General features: G+C 44.4%; 19 protein-coding genes. 3 read left to right on the forward strand and 16 right to left on the reverse strand.

Annotated elements, in window-relative coordinates; translation table 11 throughout:
• Positions 1-10 precede the first annotated feature (10 nt).
• Both FN124_RS31200 and FN124_RS21285 read right to left on the reverse strand, forming a co-directional pair.
• Positions 11-250, reverse strand: a complete 240-nt coding sequence (locus FN124_RS31200) for a hypothetical protein (protein ID WP_221887853.1) — start codon at positions 248-250, stop codon at positions 11-13.
• Positions 251-480: 230 nt separating this feature from the next.
• Positions 481-729 carry a hypothetical protein gene (locus FN124_RS21285; RefSeq protein ID WP_142686806.1) on the reverse strand — a complete coding sequence of 83 codons (249 nt, stop codon included), beginning with the start codon at positions 727-729 and terminating at the stop codon, positions 481-483.
• A gap of 321 nt (positions 730-1,050) precedes the next feature.
• Between FN124_RS21285 and FN124_RS21290 the strand changes: the two genes are divergently transcribed.
• Positions 1,051-2,229 (forward strand): HlyD family secretion protein, encoded by a 1,179-nt coding sequence (locus FN124_RS21290; RefSeq protein ID WP_142686807.1) that lies wholly within the window; start codon positions 1,051-1,053, stop codon positions 2,227-2,229.
• A gap of 17 nt (positions 2,230-2,246) precedes the next feature.
• Positions 2,247-4,430: a peptidase domain-containing ABC transporter gene (locus FN124_RS21295; protein WP_142686808.1), complete on the forward strand. Its 2,184-nt coding sequence runs from the start codon at positions 2,247-2,249 to the stop codon at positions 4,428-4,430.
• Positions 4,431-4,630: 200 nt separating this feature from the next.
• Here the strand turns inward: FN124_RS21295 and FN124_RS21300 are convergent, their stop codons facing one another.
• The 9 genes from FN124_RS21300 to FN124_RS30950 all read right to left on the reverse strand — a co-directional run bounded on the left by FN124_RS21300 (position 4,631) and on the right by FN124_RS30950 (position 16,668).
• Positions 4,631-5,881, reverse strand: a complete 1,251-nt coding sequence (locus FN124_RS21300) for a thioredoxin family protein (RefSeq protein WP_142686809.1) — start codon at positions 5,879-5,881, stop codon at positions 4,631-4,633.
• Positions 5,882-5,925: 44 nt separating this feature from the next.
• On the reverse strand, positions 5,926-7,452 hold the full coding sequence (locus FN124_RS21305) for a PKD-like family lipoprotein (protein ID WP_185937304.1): 1,527 nt from the start codon (positions 7,450-7,452) through the stop codon (positions 5,926-5,928).
• Positions 7,453-7,483: 31 nt separating this feature from the next.
• Positions 7,484-8,248, reverse strand: a complete 765-nt coding sequence (locus FN124_RS21310) for a DUF4843 domain-containing protein (protein WP_142686811.1) — start codon at positions 8,246-8,248, stop codon at positions 7,484-7,486.
• A gap of 29 nt (positions 8,249-8,277) precedes the next feature.
• Positions 8,278-9,735, reverse strand: a complete 1,458-nt coding sequence (locus FN124_RS21315) for a RagB/SusD family nutrient uptake outer membrane protein (RefSeq protein WP_142686812.1) — start codon at positions 9,733-9,735, stop codon at positions 8,278-8,280.
• A gap of 21 nt (positions 9,736-9,756) precedes the next feature.
• The gene (locus FN124_RS21320; protein ID WP_142686813.1) at positions 9,757-13,221 is read right to left on the reverse strand and encodes a SusC/RagA family TonB-linked outer membrane protein; all 3,465 of its coding nucleotides are present in this window, start codon (positions 13,219-13,221) and stop codon (positions 9,757-9,759) included.
• 236 nt (positions 13,222-13,457) lie between these two features.
• Positions 13,458-14,627, reverse strand: coding sequence for a FecR family protein (locus FN124_RS21325; RefSeq protein ID WP_142686814.1), 1,170 nt, complete (start codon positions 14,625-14,627; stop codon positions 13,458-13,460).
• A 204-nt stretch (positions 14,628-14,831) separates the two neighbouring features.
• Positions 14,832-15,413 (reverse strand): RNA polymerase sigma factor, encoded by a 582-nt coding sequence (locus FN124_RS21330; RefSeq protein WP_185937305.1) that lies wholly within the window; start codon positions 15,411-15,413, stop codon positions 14,832-14,834.
• A gap of 516 nt (positions 15,414-15,929) precedes the next feature.
• On the reverse strand, positions 15,930-16,520 hold the full coding sequence (locus FN124_RS21335; RefSeq protein ID WP_142686816.1) for a beta-barrel domain-containing protein: 591 nt from the start codon (positions 16,518-16,520) through the stop codon (positions 15,930-15,932).
• A gap of 10 nt (positions 16,521-16,530) precedes the next feature.
• Complete coding sequence (locus FN124_RS30950) at positions 16,531-16,668, reverse strand: hypothetical protein (RefSeq protein WP_185937306.1); 138 nt, start codon at positions 16,666-16,668, stop codon at positions 16,531-16,533.
• 1,251 nt (positions 16,669-17,919) lie between these two features.
• Here FN124_RS30950 and FN124_RS21340 point away from each other — a divergent pair.
• The gene (locus FN124_RS21340; RefSeq protein ID WP_142684445.1) at positions 17,920-19,116 is read left to right on the forward strand and encodes an IS256 family transposase; all 1,197 of its coding nucleotides are present in this window, start codon (positions 17,920-17,922) and stop codon (positions 19,114-19,116) included.
• An 82-nt stretch (positions 19,117-19,198) separates the two neighbouring features.
• Here the strand turns inward: FN124_RS21340 and FN124_RS21345 are convergent, their stop codons facing one another.
• The 5 genes from FN124_RS21345 to FN124_RS21365 all read right to left on the reverse strand — a co-directional run bounded on the left by FN124_RS21345 (position 19,199) and on the right by FN124_RS21365 (position 23,144).
• Positions 19,199-19,936: an LCIB family protein gene (locus FN124_RS21345; RefSeq protein ID WP_142686817.1), complete on the reverse strand. Its 738-nt coding sequence runs from the start codon at positions 19,934-19,936 to the stop codon at positions 19,199-19,201.
• A 12-nt stretch (positions 19,937-19,948) separates the two neighbouring features.
• Positions 19,949-20,965 carry a bestrophin family protein gene (locus FN124_RS21350; protein WP_142686818.1) on the reverse strand — a complete coding sequence of 339 codons (1,017 nt, stop codon included), beginning with the start codon at positions 20,963-20,965 and terminating at the stop codon, positions 19,949-19,951.
• Between the two features lie 6 nt (positions 20,966-20,971).
• Positions 20,972-21,631: a potassium channel family protein gene (locus FN124_RS31830; protein WP_142686819.1), complete on the reverse strand. Its 660-nt coding sequence runs from the start codon at positions 21,629-21,631 to the stop codon at positions 20,972-20,974.
• A 34-nt stretch (positions 21,632-21,665) separates the two neighbouring features.
• Complete coding sequence (locus FN124_RS21360; RefSeq protein WP_142686820.1) at positions 21,666-22,010, reverse strand: hypothetical protein; 345 nt, start codon at positions 22,008-22,010, stop codon at positions 21,666-21,668.
• Between the two features lie 276 nt (positions 22,011-22,286).
• Positions 22,287-23,144, reverse strand: coding sequence for an AraC family transcriptional regulator (locus tag FN124_RS21365; protein WP_142686821.1), 858 nt, complete (start codon positions 23,142-23,144; stop codon positions 22,287-22,289).
• Positions 23,145-23,181: the final 37 nt, after the last annotated feature.

Here is a 23,181-nt window from a genome sequence, read left to right on the forward strand (position 1 = left end):
CGCTATGCGATTAAAAATTGGTCTTGAAAATGCTTTGGGCCAGATCGGCATTGGCAAAGTCGGAGACAATAATACCAAAATTACCTATCGATTGCTGGTTAAAATAGTTCAGCAGTTTAGGATTGATTTCGCCTGATATAGAAGGAATATTGGGAAATACGGCTGGCGGGTTTAGTTTGCGCCAAAAGATGTATTTGCCCAAAGGGATATGTTTCCGCGACGATGGATTCTTATCGTCGGAAAAAGCCATGCGGAGGCATATGGCCGTCAGGTTGAAGATCGTATTTGTGTGGCGGAGCGGGAGCCGTATCCGGGAAAACTTTTTCGGGGAAGAATGCGGGGAGTGAGTTGGAAGGGTATATGGTTATGCCGGCGCTTTAGGAACGGCTATGAAATTTGATTCTAATATAACGTGTTGTGTTATTAAAAAGCCAATATATTTTTTATTTCCTTTTAATAACACAACACATTGTAACTACATTATTTCCCACATATGATCGCGGGCAGGAGCTCGCCTGGAGGATAATCGAGGACGTCAGCGAAAGCCTTAGCTGCCCACGCTGTTGCTTCCGCAGCTTCTGCTGGATCATTATTTGTGATGGCGGATACCATTTTTGTTACGTATTCTATGCCAACTGACAGCGTATCGGCTATAACACCTCCTCCGTTAACATTAATAAGTTCATCCTGGGAAAGCTCAAGGAATTGATAAGATGGTAATGATTTCATTAAAATGTGGTTTAGTTGAAAAAAAGTGATTATGGTGTTTGAGTATTAAAACGTGCACGTTTAATTATGCAAACAGCTAACCGTTATCTGATCCGTTCTGGTAGCTGCTTGTCCTGCTATCAGAGCGGGTAGTGTGAAAATTTATAGTACGCTCAACATCATTACGATTACTAATTTAACTCTTCCCGGGGCAAACCACACCTGAATTAACTGTTCATTTTGTTCATTTTGATAATCCTGGTTCATTTTATACATTTTTTATCAACCAGCTACTCCTGAACGCTAATTGGCTATATTGGAAAAGACCATCTAATCCCGTTTATGAAGCCTGTTCTTTTTCCGGCCGCTATCATGCAGCGTTCCATATTTACCTGGCTGCCCAGGGTGCGCGTTCATACCCAGGTTATTTACATCACCGTATTGTTAGCTGTTCTGTGCATAATGGCCGCTTTGCCATTCATCAAAGTAGATATTGCTGTTGCCGCCAGTGGAATTGTGCGCCCGGTTACTGAAAAAACAGAGTTGCGATGTATGGTGGCCGGTACCATAGAAGAGATACTGGTGAGTGACGGCGCCAGCGTACAAAAGGGGCAGGTGCTCCTGCGGTTGCAGGAAGATATCAGCAACGCCAAACTGACGCAGAATAATTTCGAATTAACCCAGCGGGAAATCCAGATAAAGGATCTTCAAACGCTGGTCGCCGGCGGCAGCAGGCTGCAATCTTCACTATACCGGCAGCAATATGCCCGGTTCGTGGCCTCCCTGCAGGAACAGGCGGCCACCATGGAAAAGCTTAAGCTCGACCTGGAGATGTATGATAAGCTTTTCAAAGACAAGGTAATCGCCAGAAAAGAATACCTCGACCGGAAATATGAATACGAAAAAAGCAAAGCAGCTTATACATCTGCCATACAACAACAGCGTAGTACCTGGGCTACTGACCTGAACCAAATGCGGCTGGAAGACAACCGCCTGCGCGCCGATAACCGGCAGCTCACCAAAGAAAAAGAGTGGAACCTTATTAAAGCGCCCGTGAGCGGCACCCTGCAGCAATTTACCGGGAAGTATGCCGGAGGCTACGTGCAAACCGGAGATCTGCTTGGCGTTATTTCCCCTAACTCAAATATGATCGCCGAATGTTATGTTTCCCCCCGGGATATTGGTTACCTTAAAAAAGGAATGCCGGCCAGGTTCCAGGTGGATGCCTTCAATTATAACGAATGGGGAATGGTAAAAGGTGAAATACTGTCTGTCGATAACGACTTTGTACTCATCGATAATCAACCTGTATTCAAGGTACGATGCCAGTTTGCCGGTACCACGCTGCGCACTGCCAGTGGAGTGAGCGCATCCTTACGAAAGGGAATGACCTTACAGGCCAGGTTCATCCTCACGAAGCGCAGCCTGTACCAGCTACTGTACGACAAAACGGACGACTGGATCAATCCCAACAACCGGGAGCGCCTTGCTACTGCAGGCGTAAATGCAATCAAACACTGATCTTTTACCACGGATATATGAATAGCCATCAATCTGCCCGGCTCAAACGCGGGGCGAAGATCAAACAACACGACATTACCGACTGTGGTGCTGCCTGCCTGGCTTCCGTAGCGGCCTGGCATAAACTGCGGATTCCACTGGCGCTGATCCGGCAGTATGCCGGCACCGATAAGAAAGGGACAAATGTAATGGGGATAATCACCGCCGCCCAGCAACTCGGGTTCCAGGCTAAAGGGGTGAAAGGCCCGTTTGAAGCGCTGGAGAGTGTTCCCAAGCCTGCCATAGCCCATGTGGTAGTGAATGGGATGCTGCAGCATTTTGTAGTCATCTGCCAGGTGACGGCTAAACAGGTAGTAGTGATGGACCCGATCGATGGCCAGTATCACAGGCTTACCCACGAGGCATTTAAAGCGATGTGGACCAACGTGCTGGTGCTGCTGCTCCCCGGAGATGAGTTTCAGCCAGGCAACAGGAAAGTATCGCACCTGCAGCGTTTCTGGTACCTGATGCGCCCGCACCGTGCGGTAGTGATACAGGCTGTTTTTGGAGCGATGATTTATACGGTACTCGGACTGTCTACATCTATCTATGTACAAAAAATTGTAGATAATGTGTTGGTAGACGGGAACAGGAATTTGCTGAACATGCTCAGCGTAGCTATGCTGATTATCCTCGTACTGCAATTGTTCATCGGCAACCTGAAAAGTATTTTCATCTTCAAAACCGGCCAGCAGCTGGATGCCCGGTTGATACTCGGCTATTATAAACACCTGCTGCTGTTGCCTCAGCAGTTTTTCGATACGATGCGGGTAGGGGAAATCACTTCGCGCATCAACGATGCCATCAAGATCCGCGCTTTTATTAACGATGTATCCATATCGTTGGTGGTGAACAGCTTCATTGTGGTATTTGCCCTTGGGTTGATGTTCAGTTACAACTGGAAGCTGTCGCTGATCATGCTGCTCATCATTCCGCTGTTTCTCATTATTTATGCGGTGAGCAACAGGATTAACAAGAAGTACCAGCGCCGGCTGATGGAGGAAAACGCGGAACTGGGCAGCCAGCTGGTGGAGTCGCTGAACAGCGTGGCTACGATCAAGCGTTTTGCATTGGAAGAATACGCCAATATGAAAACGGAGAACCGTTTTATACGGGTGTTGCAAACCACCTTTCATTCGTCGATGGCTAACCTGTATATCGGCAGCTTTGCGGGTATTATCACTAATTTTTTTGTGATCATCATCCTGTGGACGGGCTCCGGCTATGTGCTGGACCAGCAGCTGAGCGCGGGGTCGTTATTGTCGTTCTATGCGTTAATCAACTACTTTACAGGGCCTGCTGCCAGTTTAATTGGCGCCAACAGAAGCGTGCAGGATGCTCTTATTGCGGCCGACCGCCTTTTTGAAATCATGGACCTGCAACAGGAAGATACCACCAATAAAATAGACCTGTCCCCGCAGCATAGCGGAGATATTATTTTCAACAATGTTACATTCAGCTATGGTACCCGGAAAGAAGTGTTCCGGCAGTTTAGTATGCATATCCCGAGAGGATGCATCACTGCCATTGTAGGACAGAGCGGTTCCGGTAAATCTACGCTGATGGCGCTGTTGCAGCACATCTATCCGGTGAAGGAAGGGAATATCGCTATCGGGCAAACGGATATCCGGTACATACATCCTGAAAGCCTGCGGCGTTGGGTAGGCGTAGTACCGCAACACATCGACCTTTTTCACGGAAGCGTGGCCTCCAATATTGCAGTCGGTGAATTTGAGCCGGACATGCAGCGTGTGCTCGAAGTAGCCAGGTGGCTGGGTATTACCAGCTTCATTGAACAGCTGCCAGATGGTTTCAATACGTTGCTGGGGGAGCACGGCGCTAATCTTTCCGGAGGTCAGCGACAGCGGCTGGCCATTGCCCGGGCGCTTTACCGCGATCCGCAGGTACTGATCATGGATGAGGCCACATCATCGCTGGATCCTATATCTGATCATATGGTACAGGAGGTAATGCAGCAGCTGCGCGATGCCGGCAAGACAGTGATTGTGATTGCACACCGGCTAAGCACCGTGGTGAATGCAGATAAGATCATTGTATTGGAAAATGGATTGTTGGCAGAAGAAGGGACGCATTTTCAGTTGATGGAGAAGGATAGGGTGTATGCGAAGCTATGGAGCCATCACCAGGGGATGATGGGGTAGGGGAACGTCTGACCTGTTGCAGGTTAGGATAGTTTGCCGGAAAGCCTCTAGCTGAGATTCCGGTTCCGGGCACTAAATAGGTTGTAAGTTACCAACTTACAACCTATTTTATTTTTTGTCAATTCCATTTTCTCACCACCAACTTAATTATACTGCCAATTTAAAATCCAACGGAGAAAAAGACTAACAGTATTCATTAATTAATGGGATTGCCAGATGTTCTCATCTTTTTTCATTTGGGCAATAATTGATTCGAATTGTTTCCTATTCTCACGTGGAACAGAATCTGCCGCCTTCTCCATCCAGGTAATAGCAGCTTGTTTTTCCCCCAGCTTATACAACAGGGCTGAATAAGCGCTGATGATGCCCGGATCAGGAACTTTTGCCGTATCCATGATGGCTTTGCACCAGCCGAGCGATGTACGGAGCGTGGTACTGTCACCGTACATACTGGAAATATTCCAGGCGATCCAGCTTATCTGGCTCGGATCGATAGAGGCTGTATGCTTGTCCCAGTAGTTTTGTGCTACCCTGAAGAACTTCTCTTTCTGTTGAGCCGCTGCCTGAAGTTTCAGTTCAGCATAAGGTTCCTCTACATGTACGTTGGGATATTTACTACGATAAATAGCTTCCAGTGAGTCGAGATCTATAGACTTATTTTGGGATAAGAATGACATCGTTTCACCGAGAATGGCTTCGCCAAGTTTCCTGGCAGCAACACCTGGTCCCAGTATTTCATCTACCCGGGCAGTATTGTTTAAAAACAACCCGAAGCCCTTATCCTGGGTATTGGAGATGTTTTCGGCGATCAGTGTTAAGTTGTCTTTTGTATACGGGTCTTTTATATTGGGATAATACTGGTTAAATGCTTTGGCCGCTTCCTTGGTAAATCCTGCCTGTTGAGCTATCCTGATAAATTTCATCAGGAATGCAGGTGATTGTTCGCCGGCTTCATACTTTTTGAGCAGGGTATAGTACTGCCCATCCGGTGTCAGGGCACTGCGTCCTGCAGCAATAAATTCTTTTACCGGCAGGTAACCTTCTATGCGATGTACCAGCTGGCCATCAGGGGCAAATATCAGGCAGGTAGGGTAGCCGCCGAGAGGATATTCTTTCTGAATTTGTTTCGCATCGTTATACCAGCTTTTTACATAGTCGTTGTCTTTATCCGGGTCCTGATCAAATTGTACGCTTACCGGGATAAAATTAGCATTGAAGAATTCTCCTGCCTGCTCATTTTCAAATACATCTTTTTCCATTTTCCTGCACCAGCCACACCAGGTGGTTTGGCAGTCCATCAGGATGTACTTATGCTCTTTCCGGGCTTTTTCTTTGAGGGCCTTCCACGACAATTTATTGTCGAAATGAATACCTTCCGCCGTTGCATTGGTCATCAGGAAACAGGAGAACAGTAGCGCCAGGGTTGCTTTTATTCTTTTACGATAGCTCATGTCATTAAGTTTATTTAACGTGTTATTGAATAGATTTACCAGTATTACTTATAGGCTACATCCACAATCTTCCCGGTGTTCGGAATGGATTTTACCAGGCTCACCATGCCATCTACTTTTGGCGTGGTGTAGAGATCCAGTGTGCCGGACTTTTTATCCGCTTCATTGTAGGTACATACTACTATATTGCTAAAGAGATTGTTGAAGATATCCAGGTTATCGTTGAAAATTTTAAGTACTGTGATCTTATTATTTCCATAGTCATGGATCAACTGTGCCTGCCTGCTGCTCATGTTGTACTCGTATAGCTTTCCTCCGGCACAGTAGAAAATAAATCCGAAAGTATTATCGACGGCAAATAACCTGGCGTCGTGGATGTCCGGCGCTGTTATCTCCCTATAATAGCTTTGGGTACCATCTTCAGAAAACCTGGCCAGGTTAATTTTTGACGTACTATCCAGGATCGCAAATACTTCTCCTCCATTAAATGTGTTCACATATTGCATGTAACGCAGCTGCTGTTTCGTAGAGAAATTAAATAAAGTGCCCTGGGGCAGTTCCAGGCAATAGGCTTGCAGAGGGGTGCGCAGGAAGGTCCTGGTATCTTCATTAAATACAATGGCGCCTCTGAAATACGGTTCAACGGTATACGGTGCAACAAACTTTGATGCCCTGAATGGAACATCGTTCAGGTAATTACAGGCCTGGAAAGGCAAGTTATCATATTCGTCGATATAATAAAGGGTGCCGTTATTTTGCAGGTAGTGATGGTATCCATCGGAGGCGAATGTAGCTGAGGAAAAATCAGGAGGGGTTGGTAACCCCGTAATATAGTTCGCCAGGTTATACCTGGGATTTTTATATTCGAGGGTATCCGATCCCAGGACGGCAAAGTGTTGAGAGGTGCCAATGAACGGACAGCGGCCGGAGCTAGGTTTGAAACGGGTTTGAAAATCAACGGTAATAAACCTGGGCTGACCGGTGATGGGGAAGGTGGAACCAACACTGGCCAGTATATCCGGAACAAGACTGTCGGTGTACATAGAGGAGATCATGCCCAGGCGAGTATTCCCATTTTCAGGATCACATAATAACAGCCAGCCTTTGGCACTGGTGCTGCCCAAAACTATTTTAAAGTAGGTATCCTTAAACAGGCCTGTTGCCTTATCGGTTACCCGAAAGAAGGCAGTGTACGCTCCAAACAGTTTGTGACGCATCTCCGCATTGGTAATGGTGCGGACCATGCTGTCTTTGGGAATATCAAGCGTGGGGCTCGTGGACAAGGGCACCAGGCTTGGATAATCAGAGGCGATGCCTATTCCCTGGTTTAGCTGCCAGCTATAGGTATATTGGGAAGTGTCGATAGGCTTGCCATCGGGGGTAGTGATAACAGGTGCAATGCGAAAAGATTGTTTAATAACGTCTACCACATACAGGGTATCTACGCCTTTCACCACTACAGGGTCGTTAACAGCGTGGTAAGTGTAGTTGCCTTTATCCTTGAGGCAGGAAGCAAGCATGATATACAGGATGAAAATACAGGAGATCAGCTTATATTCGTGATGTTTCATGAGCATCTATATTTGAATTTGACAGAATGATTTATCGTACATCGGGCCCCATGACCATTAGGCTGCCATCCTTTTCCCGGATAATATTGCCGGCAGCAGCCTGCTGATGTAAGTACTGTTGCATTTTTGTGGCGATCTCTTTAAAGTACGTTTTGCTGAGCTTCCCGATATCGTCTGTTAATGATAGCCCATTCACTTTTAACAGGATCAGGTATTTCTGCTGTGAATAAGCTCCCAGGAAATTGATATAATTTTTCCAATAGCCTGGTTTCGGGATGATATCATCGATAGTGATTTTGAAGGAAACAGCATTTAATATGATGTTGTTGTAAATAGACTCCTTTTGTTCTGTTATCAATGTGTCAAAGAAGGTATTAGGCATCAACTTTAAAACAAGGGTAGCAGGTTTGTCAAGTAGCGCGGCCGACCTATGTACTTTTACATAAAAGGTTGCTGTGATACTGTCGCGGGGAATAATCAATTTGCTATTGTCGGGTAATGTATAATCCCTTCCTGCTACTGCACCTGAGGAGTCCTGGTTCACAGCCAGTACGAAAGGCCTGTCTGTCGATGCAATACCCCCGGTTATTTTAACGGTCAGGGGGATGGAGTCTTCCGTCACATCCGGCTTGTTGCCAAATGAATAACCCTTCGTGCTATAATATATGAAATCGAAGTTCCGTATCATATGATTGTCAAAGTAGATATCTGCTTTGGTATTGTATACGATGAAGGATGTCTTTTTGCATGACATGAATAGGAGCACAGGTAACGCAAGGAGCAATAATTGTTTCATATCAGTATCTTTTGAAAATAAAGTAAGTTTTATCGGTATTGTGTTTCACTAAGCGGAAGTGGCAGTACATATTTACCTTTATCCATAGTGATGGAACTACTGTCGGACGAACCACTAAGAATAGTGGCAAAATTCTTCCGCTTATAATAAAAGAACAGTTGTCCTTCTCCAAAGAATTCCTTCCTGTACTCCTTGGTGATCTCATCTGAAATATTGGCGCCGGCATCGATAGGAATAATCAGGCCGCGGTTTGCTCTCACGGTATTCAGGTATGATCTGTCGCCGGAACATTCGGCCGCGATATAGTACAACTCAGACAGCCGGATGAGGGGTTGAATGGTTTTACTGGAAGAGGAGGGATTGGTGGTGGTGACAGGGGCAAACTTTATAAAGGTTTTAAAATTGTAGTTTGCTTTCTGGTCAATGGTCCAGGAGCTTCTTAAACGGTAGTCATTATCCTGGTTTTCAAAAATAGCGGCCAGGTTGGCAGACAACGGGGCCAATAAAGTAGCTTGGGCCACAGTGGCGAAAGTCTGTAAATTAGATGCAGCAAAATATTTCTGGTACATCACATCCCGCCGGGTATTTTCCGGGCCAAAGATAATTTCTGAAGAAAATATCCGGTTGGGATCTTTGATGCCGGGGCGGGAATCACTTTCAGGCGTCCATGGAAAGATGCTGCCGCTAATGGTTATTACATCCAATGCATTTTTTAACGCGTTCGCTTTGTCGCCCCGGTACAGATATACCCTGGCCAGCAGGCTTTTAACAGCATAATAGTTCATCCGCCTGTTTCTTGCCCTGAAAAAGTTACCGGAAACATCTGTATTATCGAAAGGTTGAATGCCGTATTGTATAATGGGATCTTTTGCCAATAGTGATACCGCCATGCCAAGGTCGTTGACCAGGCTGTCCATGAATTGTCTGGCGGGTATCAGCGGGCTAAGCCTGGTAGCGGGCTGAGTTGGATAAGGCGCCGTTTCCGAAGAAGAGTCGACGGCATATACAGGGCCAAACAGCCGAAGCATATCAAACAATACAAATGCTCGCAGGCCATATGCTTCACCCAGCAACAATGCTTTTTCGTCCGGGCTGATGATATTTTCTGTGGCTCCCCCTGTACCTTTTATAAATTCATTGATATTAAGGATGTTGGTATAGGCGTTGCCCCAGATAGCGGATATATCCGACTGTAAAAACGATCCGTCCAGAAATTGATAACTGCCGGACGACGCAAACCTGTTCATTTCGGGCGTGTTATAGTACTGCGCAAGCACATCTACGGTGCTAACTGTTAAACATCCTCCATATAAATTATCTGATACCAGGTTGATGTAAATACCATTTAACGCTTTTTCAATAGACGATTTTGAAGTAAATACCTGGATATCTATCAGCCTGTCATTGGGTTGTACATCCAGGTATTTGTTGCAGGCCAACAGGCTTATACTTACGATTGCCAGCAGCCCTTTGATAATCTTATTCATTTTGTCAGGTGTTTGTAGGTGTTAGAAGAACAAGCTCATACTAAATGAGAAACTTTTTGCAAAAGGGTAATCCGTTCCTCTTTCGCGCGTCACGTTGGATATCCTGAAAATATCATTCATATAACCATTGATGCGTAGTGTTTTTGCCCTTATCTTACTGATCCATGGGTGTTGGGCAGCTGAAAATTCGTACCCTGCAGAAATTGATTCTCCTGATAGAAAATTTTCTGTTTGTATAAACCGTGAGGAGGGAGGGGTGTAGGTGCTGGTAACGTTGGGATCGGAGAGGTTGATATTTTTAAAAAACGCAATATCGCCCGGTTGCCGCCACCGGTCGTACAAGGCTCTTTTGTCCTGGTTATAGATCAATTGCGCAAAGCCGATGTTTTCTACTTTGTTGAATATTGCCCTGTTAAAGTTCGATTGGCCTATGCTATAGCGCAGAAATATTCCCATGGAAAATCCTTTGATGTTCAGCGTAGAGCTGATCACACCCTGTACTTTGGGAATGGCAGAACCTACTGCTACTTCATCGTCTGAATTATAGTAAAAGGTGTGTGTGCCGTCTTTTTTTAACAGGATCTCATTCCCGGAGGCAGGATCAATTCCTAATGAACGTACGGCCCATATATCATCTGGACTGTATCCATCCATGTATCGTTTCAGGTAATTGGGAATATCCTTGAGTGCCTTTTCATCATTGAATTTATTTCTGGCTAACTCATTTTCCTTCGCCATCATCGATGCGAAGTGCGAATACCGGCTCTTGGTGATGCTGCCGGTCACGCCCAGAGTCCATTGAATGCCTTTATCCGGTTGGAGGATGGGAGAGTATTTAAGTATTAGCTCCAGCCCTTTCACCGTAAGCTTTCCTGCATTAAGCGCATAATTGGGAACCCCGATGGAGGCCGCGGCGGAAGCGGGAACAATTAAAGGATTGGTAAGTTTCTGGTAGGCATTCACGGTGGTGATAAAGCGGCTGTTCCAGGTAATCAGGTCTATGCCGGCACTGATTTGTTGGGTTTTTTGCCAGGCGAGGTTGGGTGTACCAAGTTGATTCAGGAACAGCCCTGTACCGAAACTGGTAGATGTATTGCTATAACCATATACCGAAGAGGAAACAAACGAACCCAGCTGCTGATTACTATTAGTACCTATGTTACCTCTTAACCGCAATAATGTGAGCCAGTCAGCATCTTTAAGAAAATTTTCCCTGCTGACCGTCCAACCAAGACCGGCGCCCCAGAAAGATGTATATTTTTCCGCAGAACCAAAAACGGTGGTGCCATCTATCGTGTAAGTAGCATCTACATAGTACTTGTTGGCAAAAACATAGTTCACGCTTGCCAGCGAGCTCACCTGGCGTGATTTTACCTCTGAATAGCTAGGCTTGCTGTTCATGGCATAGCCATAGGCAAAGGCAGGGTTGGGGGCTACGCCATCCGGAAAGCCCACGGCCTGCAGGCCGATAGTCGTGCTATTGCTTTCGGTTAATGCTGCCCGCACGTTACCGGTGAGACTATGTTTTCTATTGAACACTTTCTGGTAAGTGATCATGGCATTGCCGTTGTATCCCCAGGAGCTCTGTTGCAAGTAATTGTAAGTGCCTTTTTCATTGATATCAACGCCATCGAAGGCGGTGTTGGCAGATGGCACGAAAACAGTAGTACCGTCAACGCTTTTATTCAGCTGGATCCCGGATGTAAACCGCCAGTCGGGGCTGATGGTCCATATTAAGGACAAATTATCCAGGACGTTGAAATAAGAGTTTGCATTTTCCGGGTTTAATGATGCGTTGTAAATTGGGTTGGGTGTTTGGTATTGGATCAGGAATTGGGGATCATCACCTGCGGTAAACGATTCCAGGTATTTGCCGGTAAACAGCTGCCCTTTGTCATCGAATTTCCGGTAGTAAGGGGCTATATCTACATAGTCTGTAAAGCTGCCATAGGGCGACTCCGATGCTTTGCTGCCTTCAATGTACGTACGGTTAGTAAAGTTCAGCTTCTTCGTCCGGTAAGTTAAATCAACAGATCCCCCCCAGGTGTTTTTGCCGGATCCTTTCATCACACCCGGCGTACTTCTGTAGCTGAGGGTAACGTCATACTGGAACTCATTGCTCCCACCATTTATACCCAGCACATGCCCTGTGGTAAACGCGTTGCGTAAGGGAACATTCAGCCAGTAAGAGTTCTTACCTCCCAGTACTGCTTTTAAACGGTTGTTGTATAAAGTGTCGAGGATGAGTTGGGATTCTTGCCGTTCGGCCGGGTTATAGTAACCAGACAGCTTTTGAAACTCCAGCAATTCTGCCGCGTTCATGATGTTATACCCGTCCAGCGCAGGCATTTCTGCCCTGAAATCGGTAGTGTAATTGACCTGTAAATTGCCAGGTTGCGGGCGTTTGGTTTCTACTACCACTACGCCATTGGCAGCCTTTGATCCGTACAAGGCAGTAGAGGCAGCATCTTTCAGGATAGTGATAGATGCGATCCGGTTAATGTCGAGGTTTACAATTTGCTGTAAACTGCTTTCCATACCGTTTAATATAAATAAGGGTTGATTGGGATCTGTGCTGAACTGGTTTTTAATAGCGTTGGAAGTAGTAGCTGAAACAGAAGTGGTACCCCTCAACTGGATATCCGGCAACCGGTTGGGATTGGAACCAAAATTATTATTCGGTAAAATAATGAAAGAGGGATCCAGTGTTTTTAAACTCTCGAGCACATTCCCATTCCCGATCTGTTTAAGTTCTTTTCCGGTGAATGTAGCCACCGCGCCGGTGAAGCTTTCTTTTTTCCGTGTCAGGATCCCTGCATTCACTATAACTTCTTCCAGTTTCTTTTCCGATGGTTTTAAGCAGATGACCACATGGCTTGTGCGTCCTACCTGTGATGTTTGTGGCTGGAAGCCAATATAAGTCACCTCAATTATATCGCCTTCTGCAGCGTTAATGATGACAGTTCCATCGCTGTTGGTAATTTTTGATATCCTGTTTTTTTTGATACTCACCGAGGCACCTGCCAGTGGCTTCCCGGCAGAATCGATGACCAATACTTTGAGCGGGTACGCGCCGGGTACCGCTCGTGATTGATCCGCATTACCTGAGCTGTGGCTGGCCTGTTTCCCGGAAAGGAAAATAGTTTTTCCTTTGATGGTATATTCCAGCGGCTGGTCCTTAAATACTGCATCCAGCAACTGCAGCAATGGCATATTGGCCGCACGTACTACTACCGGTTTGGCATCGGCCAGGAAATGCTTCTTATAAAGAAAGGCATAGCCGGTCTGTTTTTCTATAAGGGACAGTACGGCTTCCAGGGGCATTGTTTTGTCCGGCAGGGTCACGGTTTGCGCCATTGATGGGGTAGAAACGGTAAAGGCAATAATGATCAATAAATAAATTTTCCACTTTTGGGTGCACATGACAGGCGGAATGAGTACAAACAGGCCTTGGGCAGGCAAATTGCCACAAGCTTTCTTTTCCATAATTTTCGAAAATTTGGTTGTCAAAAAAATGCTGGCGGCTATCCATTTTTGCTCAATGATAGCCGGATGGGATGTTATTCCCCGGGATTGGTTTATGGTTGGTTGGTTTTAATGACTGGTTTTAAATGTTACTGACTCTCATATGATTGATATATTTATTTATTAGTTTGCTGGTATCCGGTGCTCATTGCATTCTTTCCCCAACAGTTATAAATATTCTAACAGAACGGGGTACATCAGGGCTGTATAATGAGCCGATGTCCTTCTAACCTGAAGTGGACGCCCAGTTTTTCCAGCCCCGCCAGCAGATCGTTTAATGGAACATCCCTGGTTAGCTTCCCACTGAAAGTGATATCGGGTAGACCTTTTTCATATACCACTTCAATTTCATACCAGCGCTCCAGCTGCCGCATCGCTTCTTCCAGTTTAACCCCATCGAAATAAAAAATGCCGTTTTTCCACGCTATTACATGGTTAACATCTATATCTTTTTTAACCCGGATGCCCTGGTCCACTTCTGCCTGCTCCCCGGGATGAAGTATCACTCTTTCGTTGTCCTTTACCACCCGTACCGCACCTTCCAACAATGTTGCCTTCAGGGGGCCTTCATTGCTGTAGCTATTGATATTAAAGCTGGTACCCAATACCTCTACCGCTACATTGTTGTTTATATTCACCCTGAATGACGCCGTCGCCTTTTTTACTTCGAAATAAGCTTCCCCGGCGAGGGTAACGCTTCGTTCTTGGTTAGAGAACATTGTAGGATAGCGGATAGAGCTGGCAGCATTGAGCCAGACTTCCGTTCCATCCGGCAGTGTAACATGGTACTGGCGCCCCTTCGGGGTGGATATCGTGTTGTAGCTTACTTCCCCGCTATTTGCTTCATATACCAATCCGCCATTGATCACCCTGGCCGTAGCGCCTCCCTGCAAGGCCAGGGTACCATTTTGAATAGTGTCCAGCAGCAGGGCAGTACCGTTAGATAAGGTAAGAATGGCGCCCGTTCTGCCGGGAGTAATATTTCCCTGACTGGAGGCTACAATTGTTTTCACTTTGGTGTTTTCATGGTTCCGCCAGAAATAAATCCCGGTGCTGACAATAACGATAATCGCCGCCGCATACCGGGCCCAGGAATAACTCCCCCGGGAGGCAGTCGACCGGACACTTTCCATGGGGAGGTCCCGGGATATAGCAAGCACCTTGTCTGCCAATTCATGCCGTGGATCAATAGCAGCCAACTCCTCTCCATTGGCAGGGTAACGCTCCATCAGGCTCGCCAGCGCATCATGAAAGGTGCCATCTTCCCCTGCCTCGCGAATGAACGATGATAATTCTTCCAGCTCAGACGAAGTAGCTGTATCCAATCTGAGCTGTTCCAGTAAGTATATGATCCGTTGTTCCTGCATGACAGACTTTTATATGGTGAATGCATTCCCACATATAATGAACCCTGAAAGCACATTTAGGTACCCATCGCTAAAAAAAAATAATAATTCATCCAATCAGTAGCAGGAGCGGGCTTTAAAGCCATTGTGCCGGTATAATTCCGTATACCTTTCCTGTGAGGGAGGCCCGGGGTCAGCATTAAATAAAATTGACTAAAAAAATAACTATATCAGGAACATGGGCAGATATTTACCGGCTTTCGTCAACCGGCGCCGAATGGTATGAAGGGCCAATATCAGGGTTTTTTTTACATAGTTTTCTGAAAGGCCTAACTGGGTGGCTATTTCAGGGATTCTCAGCCCATTATTCCGGCTCAGCCGGAAGATTTCTCTTTGCCTGGGGCTCAGAGCAGCTACCGCCGATTCAATAAGCCTGCGGGTTTCACGGTAAGAAAGCTCCATTTCAGTATCATCGGTAGAGTCGTCGGTATACTGTTGCTGCAACGCGCCTATCAGGCGTTTTTCCAGCCCGTTCTTCCTAAAGTAACGCAGGCATTCGTTGGATACGAGCTTCAGCAACCAGGCGCGGGGATGTTCTATTTCCGGTAGTTTGCTGCGACTTATCCACAGCCGGAACATCGACTCCTGGACAATTTCGCGGACGGCTTCCTGCGATTTCGTTAATTTAAATATATAGCCAAATAACACTGGTTTCAGGGTCGCATATAATTGCCGGAATGCCGCTTCATCTCCGGTTGCAATAAGATTAAAAAGTTCCTTCTCAGTATATGAATGATGATGGGCCAATAAGCAGAGGTTAAGTATTAGGTACACATGATTGGGCAAACGAAAATAATATTTTTTCAGGAAAGAAGAAAATAAATACTATTTGAACGTAGTATGGCAGGGTACATTATAGGATTATGGGAGCCCACCTCACCAGCAGATATTTCTCGCTTTTAATCCCTCGGCCATATCTTATTTGGGTGTCCATTTGGCCGGCTCTCTTTTAAACTTATCATTGGCATCGACTGCGCTCACCCGGAAACCGCAAGACGAATGGCAATGATAGTAGGAGTAGGCATATTTTTTACCAGGGCAACCGGGAGAGGGGCTACTGTTCAACAGCTTTCCGCATCGGAGACATAGTAGAGTGCCCGGAGTTGAAAGATCTCTAACCGATCCCCCCTGCCTATTTGAAAAGTTCACCAGTGTATATGGTGAAGATATTGTATACACAGAAACGGTTGTAGGCGCTAGGATTTAAACAAGGCAGCACCCATGCCCGGGCGGGTACTGCTTATTTATTTTGAAGATATACCATCACTTCCTCGTCACAGACCGTAAATTATCAAACAAACGCTCCAATAATCTCCGGTCGTTTGTAATAATATCGGCGGTGCCTTTAAGCTCAAACCGGAAATCCAGGTCAGTGCCATAATTGGTTTTCAGTTTCCGGGGAAGCGTAACATTCACCAGGTAATTTTCCTTGCTGCCGGTTTCCGTTCTTAAGGTGTGCGTGGCAAGCGATACATTTCTCACGGTACCTGTAATGGTACCATATTCCATGTAGGGATAATCGTCCAGTTTGATGATCACTTCCTGACCGGTATGTACTCTGCCGGCACCATTTGTTGGCAGGTACATCTGACCTACAATCACCTGTTCTTCCGGGATGATGGAAAACACGGGCTCGCCGGATTGAACAAACTGGTTATCTGTCCAGAATTGCTGGAACTCTACCTTCCCTGCGATAGGAGCCATGAAAAGATACTTTTCCTCCCAAAGGGCAATGCTGCTTTTAAGCGTATTATACATTCCCTGTATCTTAATGATGAGCTGCTGCTCATTATCACGGTGCTGCAGGTCCAGTTCCTGTATTTTTGAGGCGGTTCCAAGCACTTCCTTTCTCATTGAAATCACCTCATTGTTCAGCTGCCTGGATATAGACTGAGCGGAAAGAAGATTCGCCACCGCCTTTTAAAGAAAACAGGTCTTCTGCTTTAACAATTTCGAAATTGCTGGAAAGCCTAGTAAAGGGAATTTTTTCTTTTGTTCGCATACAGTTGAATATGAGGTTTGATAATAGTACAAAGAGAACAGATACTTCACAAAACGGACATATGGGCTAATATAGTGCCGACAGTACTTTGGGTTAAGATGCAAGTATATATGAATTGTAATTAAACAAATTCAGCACGCAGACAATTAATATTAATTTAACGCTACGCCATGGAAGCTATCCAAAAGCTTTATACAATTACGTACATATGTCATCCACACTTTGAAGCATTAAAGTTTATTCGCCTGGCGATACAGGAAACACTTACCAGCAAAACTTTATTCTATTCTTGTAATGGCAATCGTCTTCTCATCTTCTGAGTCATTAAATAAAATAGCGGACCTGGGCGTTTCACGATGTAGTGTAAAAATTGCTAAATCGTGAAACGCCCGGGTTGTTTGTTACAACAGTTCAGTTTCCAAAAAGGGTGACTGCTTTTCTATTATTATTCAGTATTGTCCGGGTAAAATAAATCAATGAGGTATAAAAGGGGGCGAAGCCCCCAATAGTTTACAAGTTTGGGTTACCACACCTACAACCATAAATTTTTCCTTATGAATGGTTTCCGTTGATTAACAAATTTGAACATAATATAAGTTTAGAGTTAAAGGTTAACGTTCCGGTGACTTTACATTTGCGGATCAGGAGGCAGGTAGTAGATTTTTTCAGAGTTTGTTGCGGCGGAAGATTAAGCTTATACCGGACAACAATGAGTGTGCCTTGAAGCACTTATAGGTTAAGTGCATGCTGTTAGTACGATGATGGGCGGCCCATCGAATGGAATGACAGACAAATCCTTCAAACCACTTTGTGATGCAGTTACTCGAAAGAATACTGTGCTGAGCGACAAAGAAAAGGCAGAGTAAATTCTGTCAGGTGAGACGCAGGGAGCTGAACGAAAGTGAATCTCCATAATAAAACATCGATATGTCCATAAACCCTGTTGAAATTGGATGGAGTCATTGGTTACAGGGAAGTTCAATATTTACAAAGTGCCGGATGTTAATAAGCCGCTGGAATTAAAACAGTCTTTAGAGGGGTTTGGTAAAATTGTGAGTTTTACATACCGGGAGAGGTAAACCATCTCCACCTGACTGGCAGAAAGGCATCCTTTCCAATTATCCGGGCAAATCTTACCTGCCGCAGGTAAGATTTGCCCGGGTTCTAAAAAGACACTATCTCATAAACTGTGTAAATATTAAAAATCGGGGTTTAGCTCTGATTTTTTAATTTTAAAGCATATACAGTTTTATGAAGACAGAAGATTTTTTATCAGACGACTTTCTGAAGCAGTTTAAAACAGCAGATCAGCTAAACGATTTTCTTGCCCAGATTCAGAAGCGGGGTATTGAAAAGATGTTGGAGGGAGAGCTAGATAGCCATTTGGGCTATGACAAGCATGAACATAATGATAGTGCCAATAGCCGTAATGGCTATGGTAAGAAGAAGATTAAGACCAGCTATGGTGAATCTGAGATAAAAGTTCCCAGAGATCGTGATGCTAGCTTTAATCCTATGATCATCCCTAAACGCGAAGGGATGGCTCAGGGCCTGGAAGAGGTAATTGTGTCCTTTTATGCCAAGGGAATGAGTGTGTCCGACATCGAAGAGCAAATAAGAGAAGTATATAAATTTGACGTTTCCACGGCCACGATCAGCCGCATCACCAGCCGGGTGACAGAAGATATTGTCGCCTGGCAAAACCGGCCATTAGAACCGGTTTATCTCATAGTCTGGATGGATGGCATTGTGTTCAAGGTACGGGAGAACAGCAAAGTGGTGAATAAAACCGTCTATATCGCTGTCGGCCTAAAGCGGGATGGCCTCAAAGAAGTCCTGGGAATGTGGCTGGGTAAGAATGAATCAGCTGCCTATTGGATGACTGTACTTACAGATCTGAAGGCCCGTGGCCTGGAAGATATTCTAATTACAGCCACGGATAATCTTAATGGCTTCACTCAGACTATCAAATCGGTGTTCCCTCAGTCTGCAACTCAGGTTTGTGTCGTACACCAGATACGTAACAGCTGCCGCTATGTAGTCTGGAAAGATAAAAAGGAGTTTACCACCGATATGAAGGATGTTTATGCTGCACCAACCAGACAGGCTGCCATGGCTGCTCTTGACGCCCTGGATGTTAAATGGAGTACAAAGTATGCATACGCCATCAAAAGCTGGCGCGAAAACTGGGAAGACCTGACTGTCTTTTTTGACTTTCCCATGGAGATCAGACAGATCATCTACACGACCAATCTCATCGAAAATCTGAACGGTAAAATTAGAAAATATACCAAAAACAAACTATCCTTCCCTACTGATGAAGCTGTCCTTAAATCAGTATACCTGGCTTTACGGGAAGTATCAAAAAAATGGACCATGCCCATTAGAAACTGGGGCATGGTCCTAAATCAGTTTTTAACTATTTTTGATAAAAGAGTGAGAATCTAATTATTAATTTGATCCCCGATTTTTAAGTTTACACACTTATTGAAATAGTCCCTCTAAAAAACCGGAAAGCTTTATTATAGGATCAATTATCATAATACTCATCCATCAGGTTTTTCCGTTCTTTGGTGTCGAGGTCGATGTATTCAAATTTTTTATACTGGCAGAATGATCCCATATCTTTATCTCCATTAATAAAAATACCGCCTACAAGGATAACATATTTACAAGGATAGCTGGTTTCTTTTACCAGTACTTCGATACGTTCATCTATAGCTTCATACATGACCTCAGTTGCTTCGAAAATCTGATTCTCCGCATTCAGTATTCTTTCTTTGCTGTGGAGGAAAATTTGTTCGATTGTATTCATCTGGAAATCCAGTGACGTGACATTCCCTTCGATGATCTGCCCTGCCACCAGTTTTCCAAGTGCTCCTTTAGCAGCGCCACAACATGCTGAATTACTACTTTGCCCTATCCTGCTTATCTCTCCTATTTGCCCTGCTTTAGTAATCCCAATATGTGGAGCATAAAATACTACTACAGCTCCATCTTCCGGAACATGATGGGCAAAAGCGCCCATTCCCGTAAGTCCGGCAAAGGGGAAACCGTTAAGTCCTCCCAAATGAAACGGGCCAAGCATCTCATAGGCTCTCGGCGGATACTGTATGGCATTAACATCATCGCAACACATACTGTCTGCATGCATTAGCTGGTTAGGTTTTAATTTCAAATGTTTTTCAATTGTGTCCAACAACCGATTGACCGTATCGACAGAGCTTAATGCCTTCGGATACCATTTTCTTACAGATGCTATACTCATAATTTTATTTTTTTACATGACAATATTATTAACAGGTTGTATGGCAGGTGGAAGTTCTTTCTCGCCCAGCATTTCACGCAGATCAATCTCTATATTCCTGCTGATCTGGGTGATAGGAATATCATTGGCGTTGCCTTCAAATGGATTTTCCGTACTTTCACCGATTTGTTCCAAAACCAGAAACACCCAGCCTAAAAGCACACTAAACGGAATGGTAAGCCAGACTATATTGTCTCCAAACTTATCGATCATCTTAGAAAATTCGCCTAAAAATCCCAAAGGAAGCAAAAAGCACAAGGCATTCGTGAAATAGAGATTAATGCTCGAAAACTGTCTTGGATATGGAAAGTTTTTGATCCTTTCACATTTTCCCTGCTGATCATAAAACTCTTTGAACTGATTCTCAAGCGCAGTATAATTATAATCTGAAATTTTACCTTCTTCATTTAATTTTCTCAACTGGGCAGACTGTAAAGCAATAATCTGTGTTGCTCTATTCCTGGTGGAAAGCACATACTGCAGCTCATTATCGCTTAAAAATGGCTGGAGTTTATCCTCAATTTTGTCTTCCCATTCAGGGACTTTATAGTATTGCAGATACTCCTTATTATAACTTTTAGTTTTTACATGCTCCCAGTTTTTTGTTTCCCTAAGTTGAAACCTTAATGCGGTAAGCCATGCAAAATGACGGTAAATGATCTGCTGATGCAAAGCAGATTCCTGTACCTTATCATTCATTCTTATGAAATCTTTTACGAAAATGCCAAAACTACGACTGTTATTGATGATCGCTCCATAGATCTGCCGGGCCTCCCAGCTCCGGTTATAGGTCTGCGTATTTTTAAACCCTGAAATGAATGCTGCGGCCGTCCCTAGCAATGCCACAGGAACCCAGGGAATAGCCAACCATTTCCAGCCTAGAAAATAAAAAAGTATTGTTGGAACACTGCTTAAAATAAGCATTTTATAAATTTTCTTCCTGGTCCACGGAATGAAATGATAAAGTCTGTAATGTGAGCCTATATTCATAAATAACTAATTTTTCGATGAGAATTTGCTGATCAGGATTCCGACCAATACAACGGTATAAAATTGGCCGGCAATTCCAACAAAAGCAGTTATCAGTTTTGTAACATGGGTATTGGGAGTAATATCTCCAAAACCAATACTTGTAAAAGTAATAGAACAAAAGTAGACCAGATCTATAAATGTCAGAGCCGGAGATGTTATATCAACGCCTTTGAAAGATGCAGGATCACGGTACTGGAAATACTGTAGTAAAAAAACTGAAATTTCTATGAGTAACATATATCCACATATGGATGCGGAAATAATATCTGTATTGATATATCCTGGTTTTATCAGAAATCGGAGTACTTCTATGAAAAGAAAGCAAAAGAATACTACATAGTTGATATTCAACAATGTAAAATACCATGAAAGGTTCTTAAAAAACGGAATTCCAATGGGTAACAGCAAAATGACAATGAAGTGCAGATTTCTCAGCCAGTGTCTCCAGCTATGCTTTCCCGCAAACAAAAAAACGGATCCCAATCCTAAGATCAACATATTAGCGGGCCATATGACATGGGTGTAGAAATCCATATCTGTAAGAAATATTCCGACAAATAAATGCTGCATCAGGGCCAATAGAAGGATCTCATATTTCCTTTCGTGTAACTTTTGAATGATCATTTGGGATTTAGATGGTATGGTCTTTAAAAATAGGTTACTTCTCTTCTGCGGGTACAGGGGCTACCCCTGAAGCTGAATTCAGATACAATGGTGCCGCGATACGGAACTGATTCAAACTATCGCCCTTGTCGAATAATCCTCCATCTTCAAATTCAAAAACATCTCTGGACGCTGATGATACTGCCGGGAACCGTGCTCCTACCTTCGTTTCAATATGTGAGCATTCCGGACAACTATCATTCTTTTTCAGTAACGCCTGTTGATGTCCGAAATAATTTAGCAATTTATTGCCATCGTTTGTTGGGTTATAATTATGCTGTCCTTTTCCCCAAAAGAGAAGCAAAATAAGCATAGCGATGATCATCAGATGAACTTTCATACTTTGCAATTTAATTAAAATTACAAACATTCTGAGATGCTCCCTTCCTGATAGCCCAGAAGCGTCTGATAAGGCTTCTTGTTGGTTTGCGCCTCGGGATTATGTCAGTACGTGCAATACCTGATGGGGATGAACATGATAAAAGCGTGAGTTACTGAGCAAAGATGGCAATATACTATATTTCGCTTCTGATATCCCAGGGGGGCAGGGGCAGCTGCAGAAGAATGGTTGCAATGGTAATCCATGCCAATGTTATACTAAATCCTGAGGTAGGCATTACTTCTCCCTGAATTGCGTTGGCGTAACACCAGCCTGTGCTTTAAAGAAATTCGAAAAATATGCATGATCCACAAAGCCAAGCTCAAATGCAATTTCTTTTATGGAAAGATCCGTTGACTGAAGCAGCCGCTTTGCTTCCAGCAGCACGCGTTGCTGTATCAGCCTGGTAGCCGATACATGAAGATGGTTTTTACAAAGAATATTCAGATAGTTTGCCGAGATGTGCAGCTTCGAAGCATAGAAGCCAACCAGTTTTTCGTCCTTGTAAAATTTATCAATCAGCATATTGAATTTTGCAAGCCTGGGGTTAGACTGGAATACTTTCAGGTCTGTAAAAATACGCTCTGCTTCTTTGCTCACAATTGCAGCAATAACCGCTGCCCTGGCACTGATGATCTCCTGTACTGAGTTGGGTGAATTGAGCTCATCCCTGATGGCGTCAAATTCATACTTCAGCAATTTGAAATTATCATTGGTCAGTGGGATCACCGGGTGATTCATATAATTCGAGAACGAGAAACGGAAAAAGGATGCGAAGCGCTCAAAAAATTGCTGCTGTATCATCAGCTGGTAACCTGTTGTACCGGGTTTGATGCTCCAGGTGTGCACCTGGCCGGGGAACAGTACATGAATTTGTTTATTCCCTATAGGATAGTCGTGGAAGTCGATATTATGAACCCCTTTTGCCGATTCAAACAGGTTGATGATATAAAAATCGTGCTTATGCGGCTTATCGATATGCCGTTCGCCATGCAGTTCATTGAAGAGGAATTCTTCCTTGCCGGCCAGCTGGCCTTTCCTGAATTCATGGATGCCTAATACAGGAACATGGCCTGCGTTGTCATTAGTCTTCATATCAGCAAAGTTAAGTAGGGAGCTTAACTTCTAAAAT

It is taken from the genome of Chitinophaga polysaccharea, from assembly GCF_902150045.1.
Classification (GTDB): Bacteria; Bacteroidota; Bacteroidia; order Chitinophagales; family Chitinophagaceae; genus Chitinophaga; species Chitinophaga polysaccharea_A.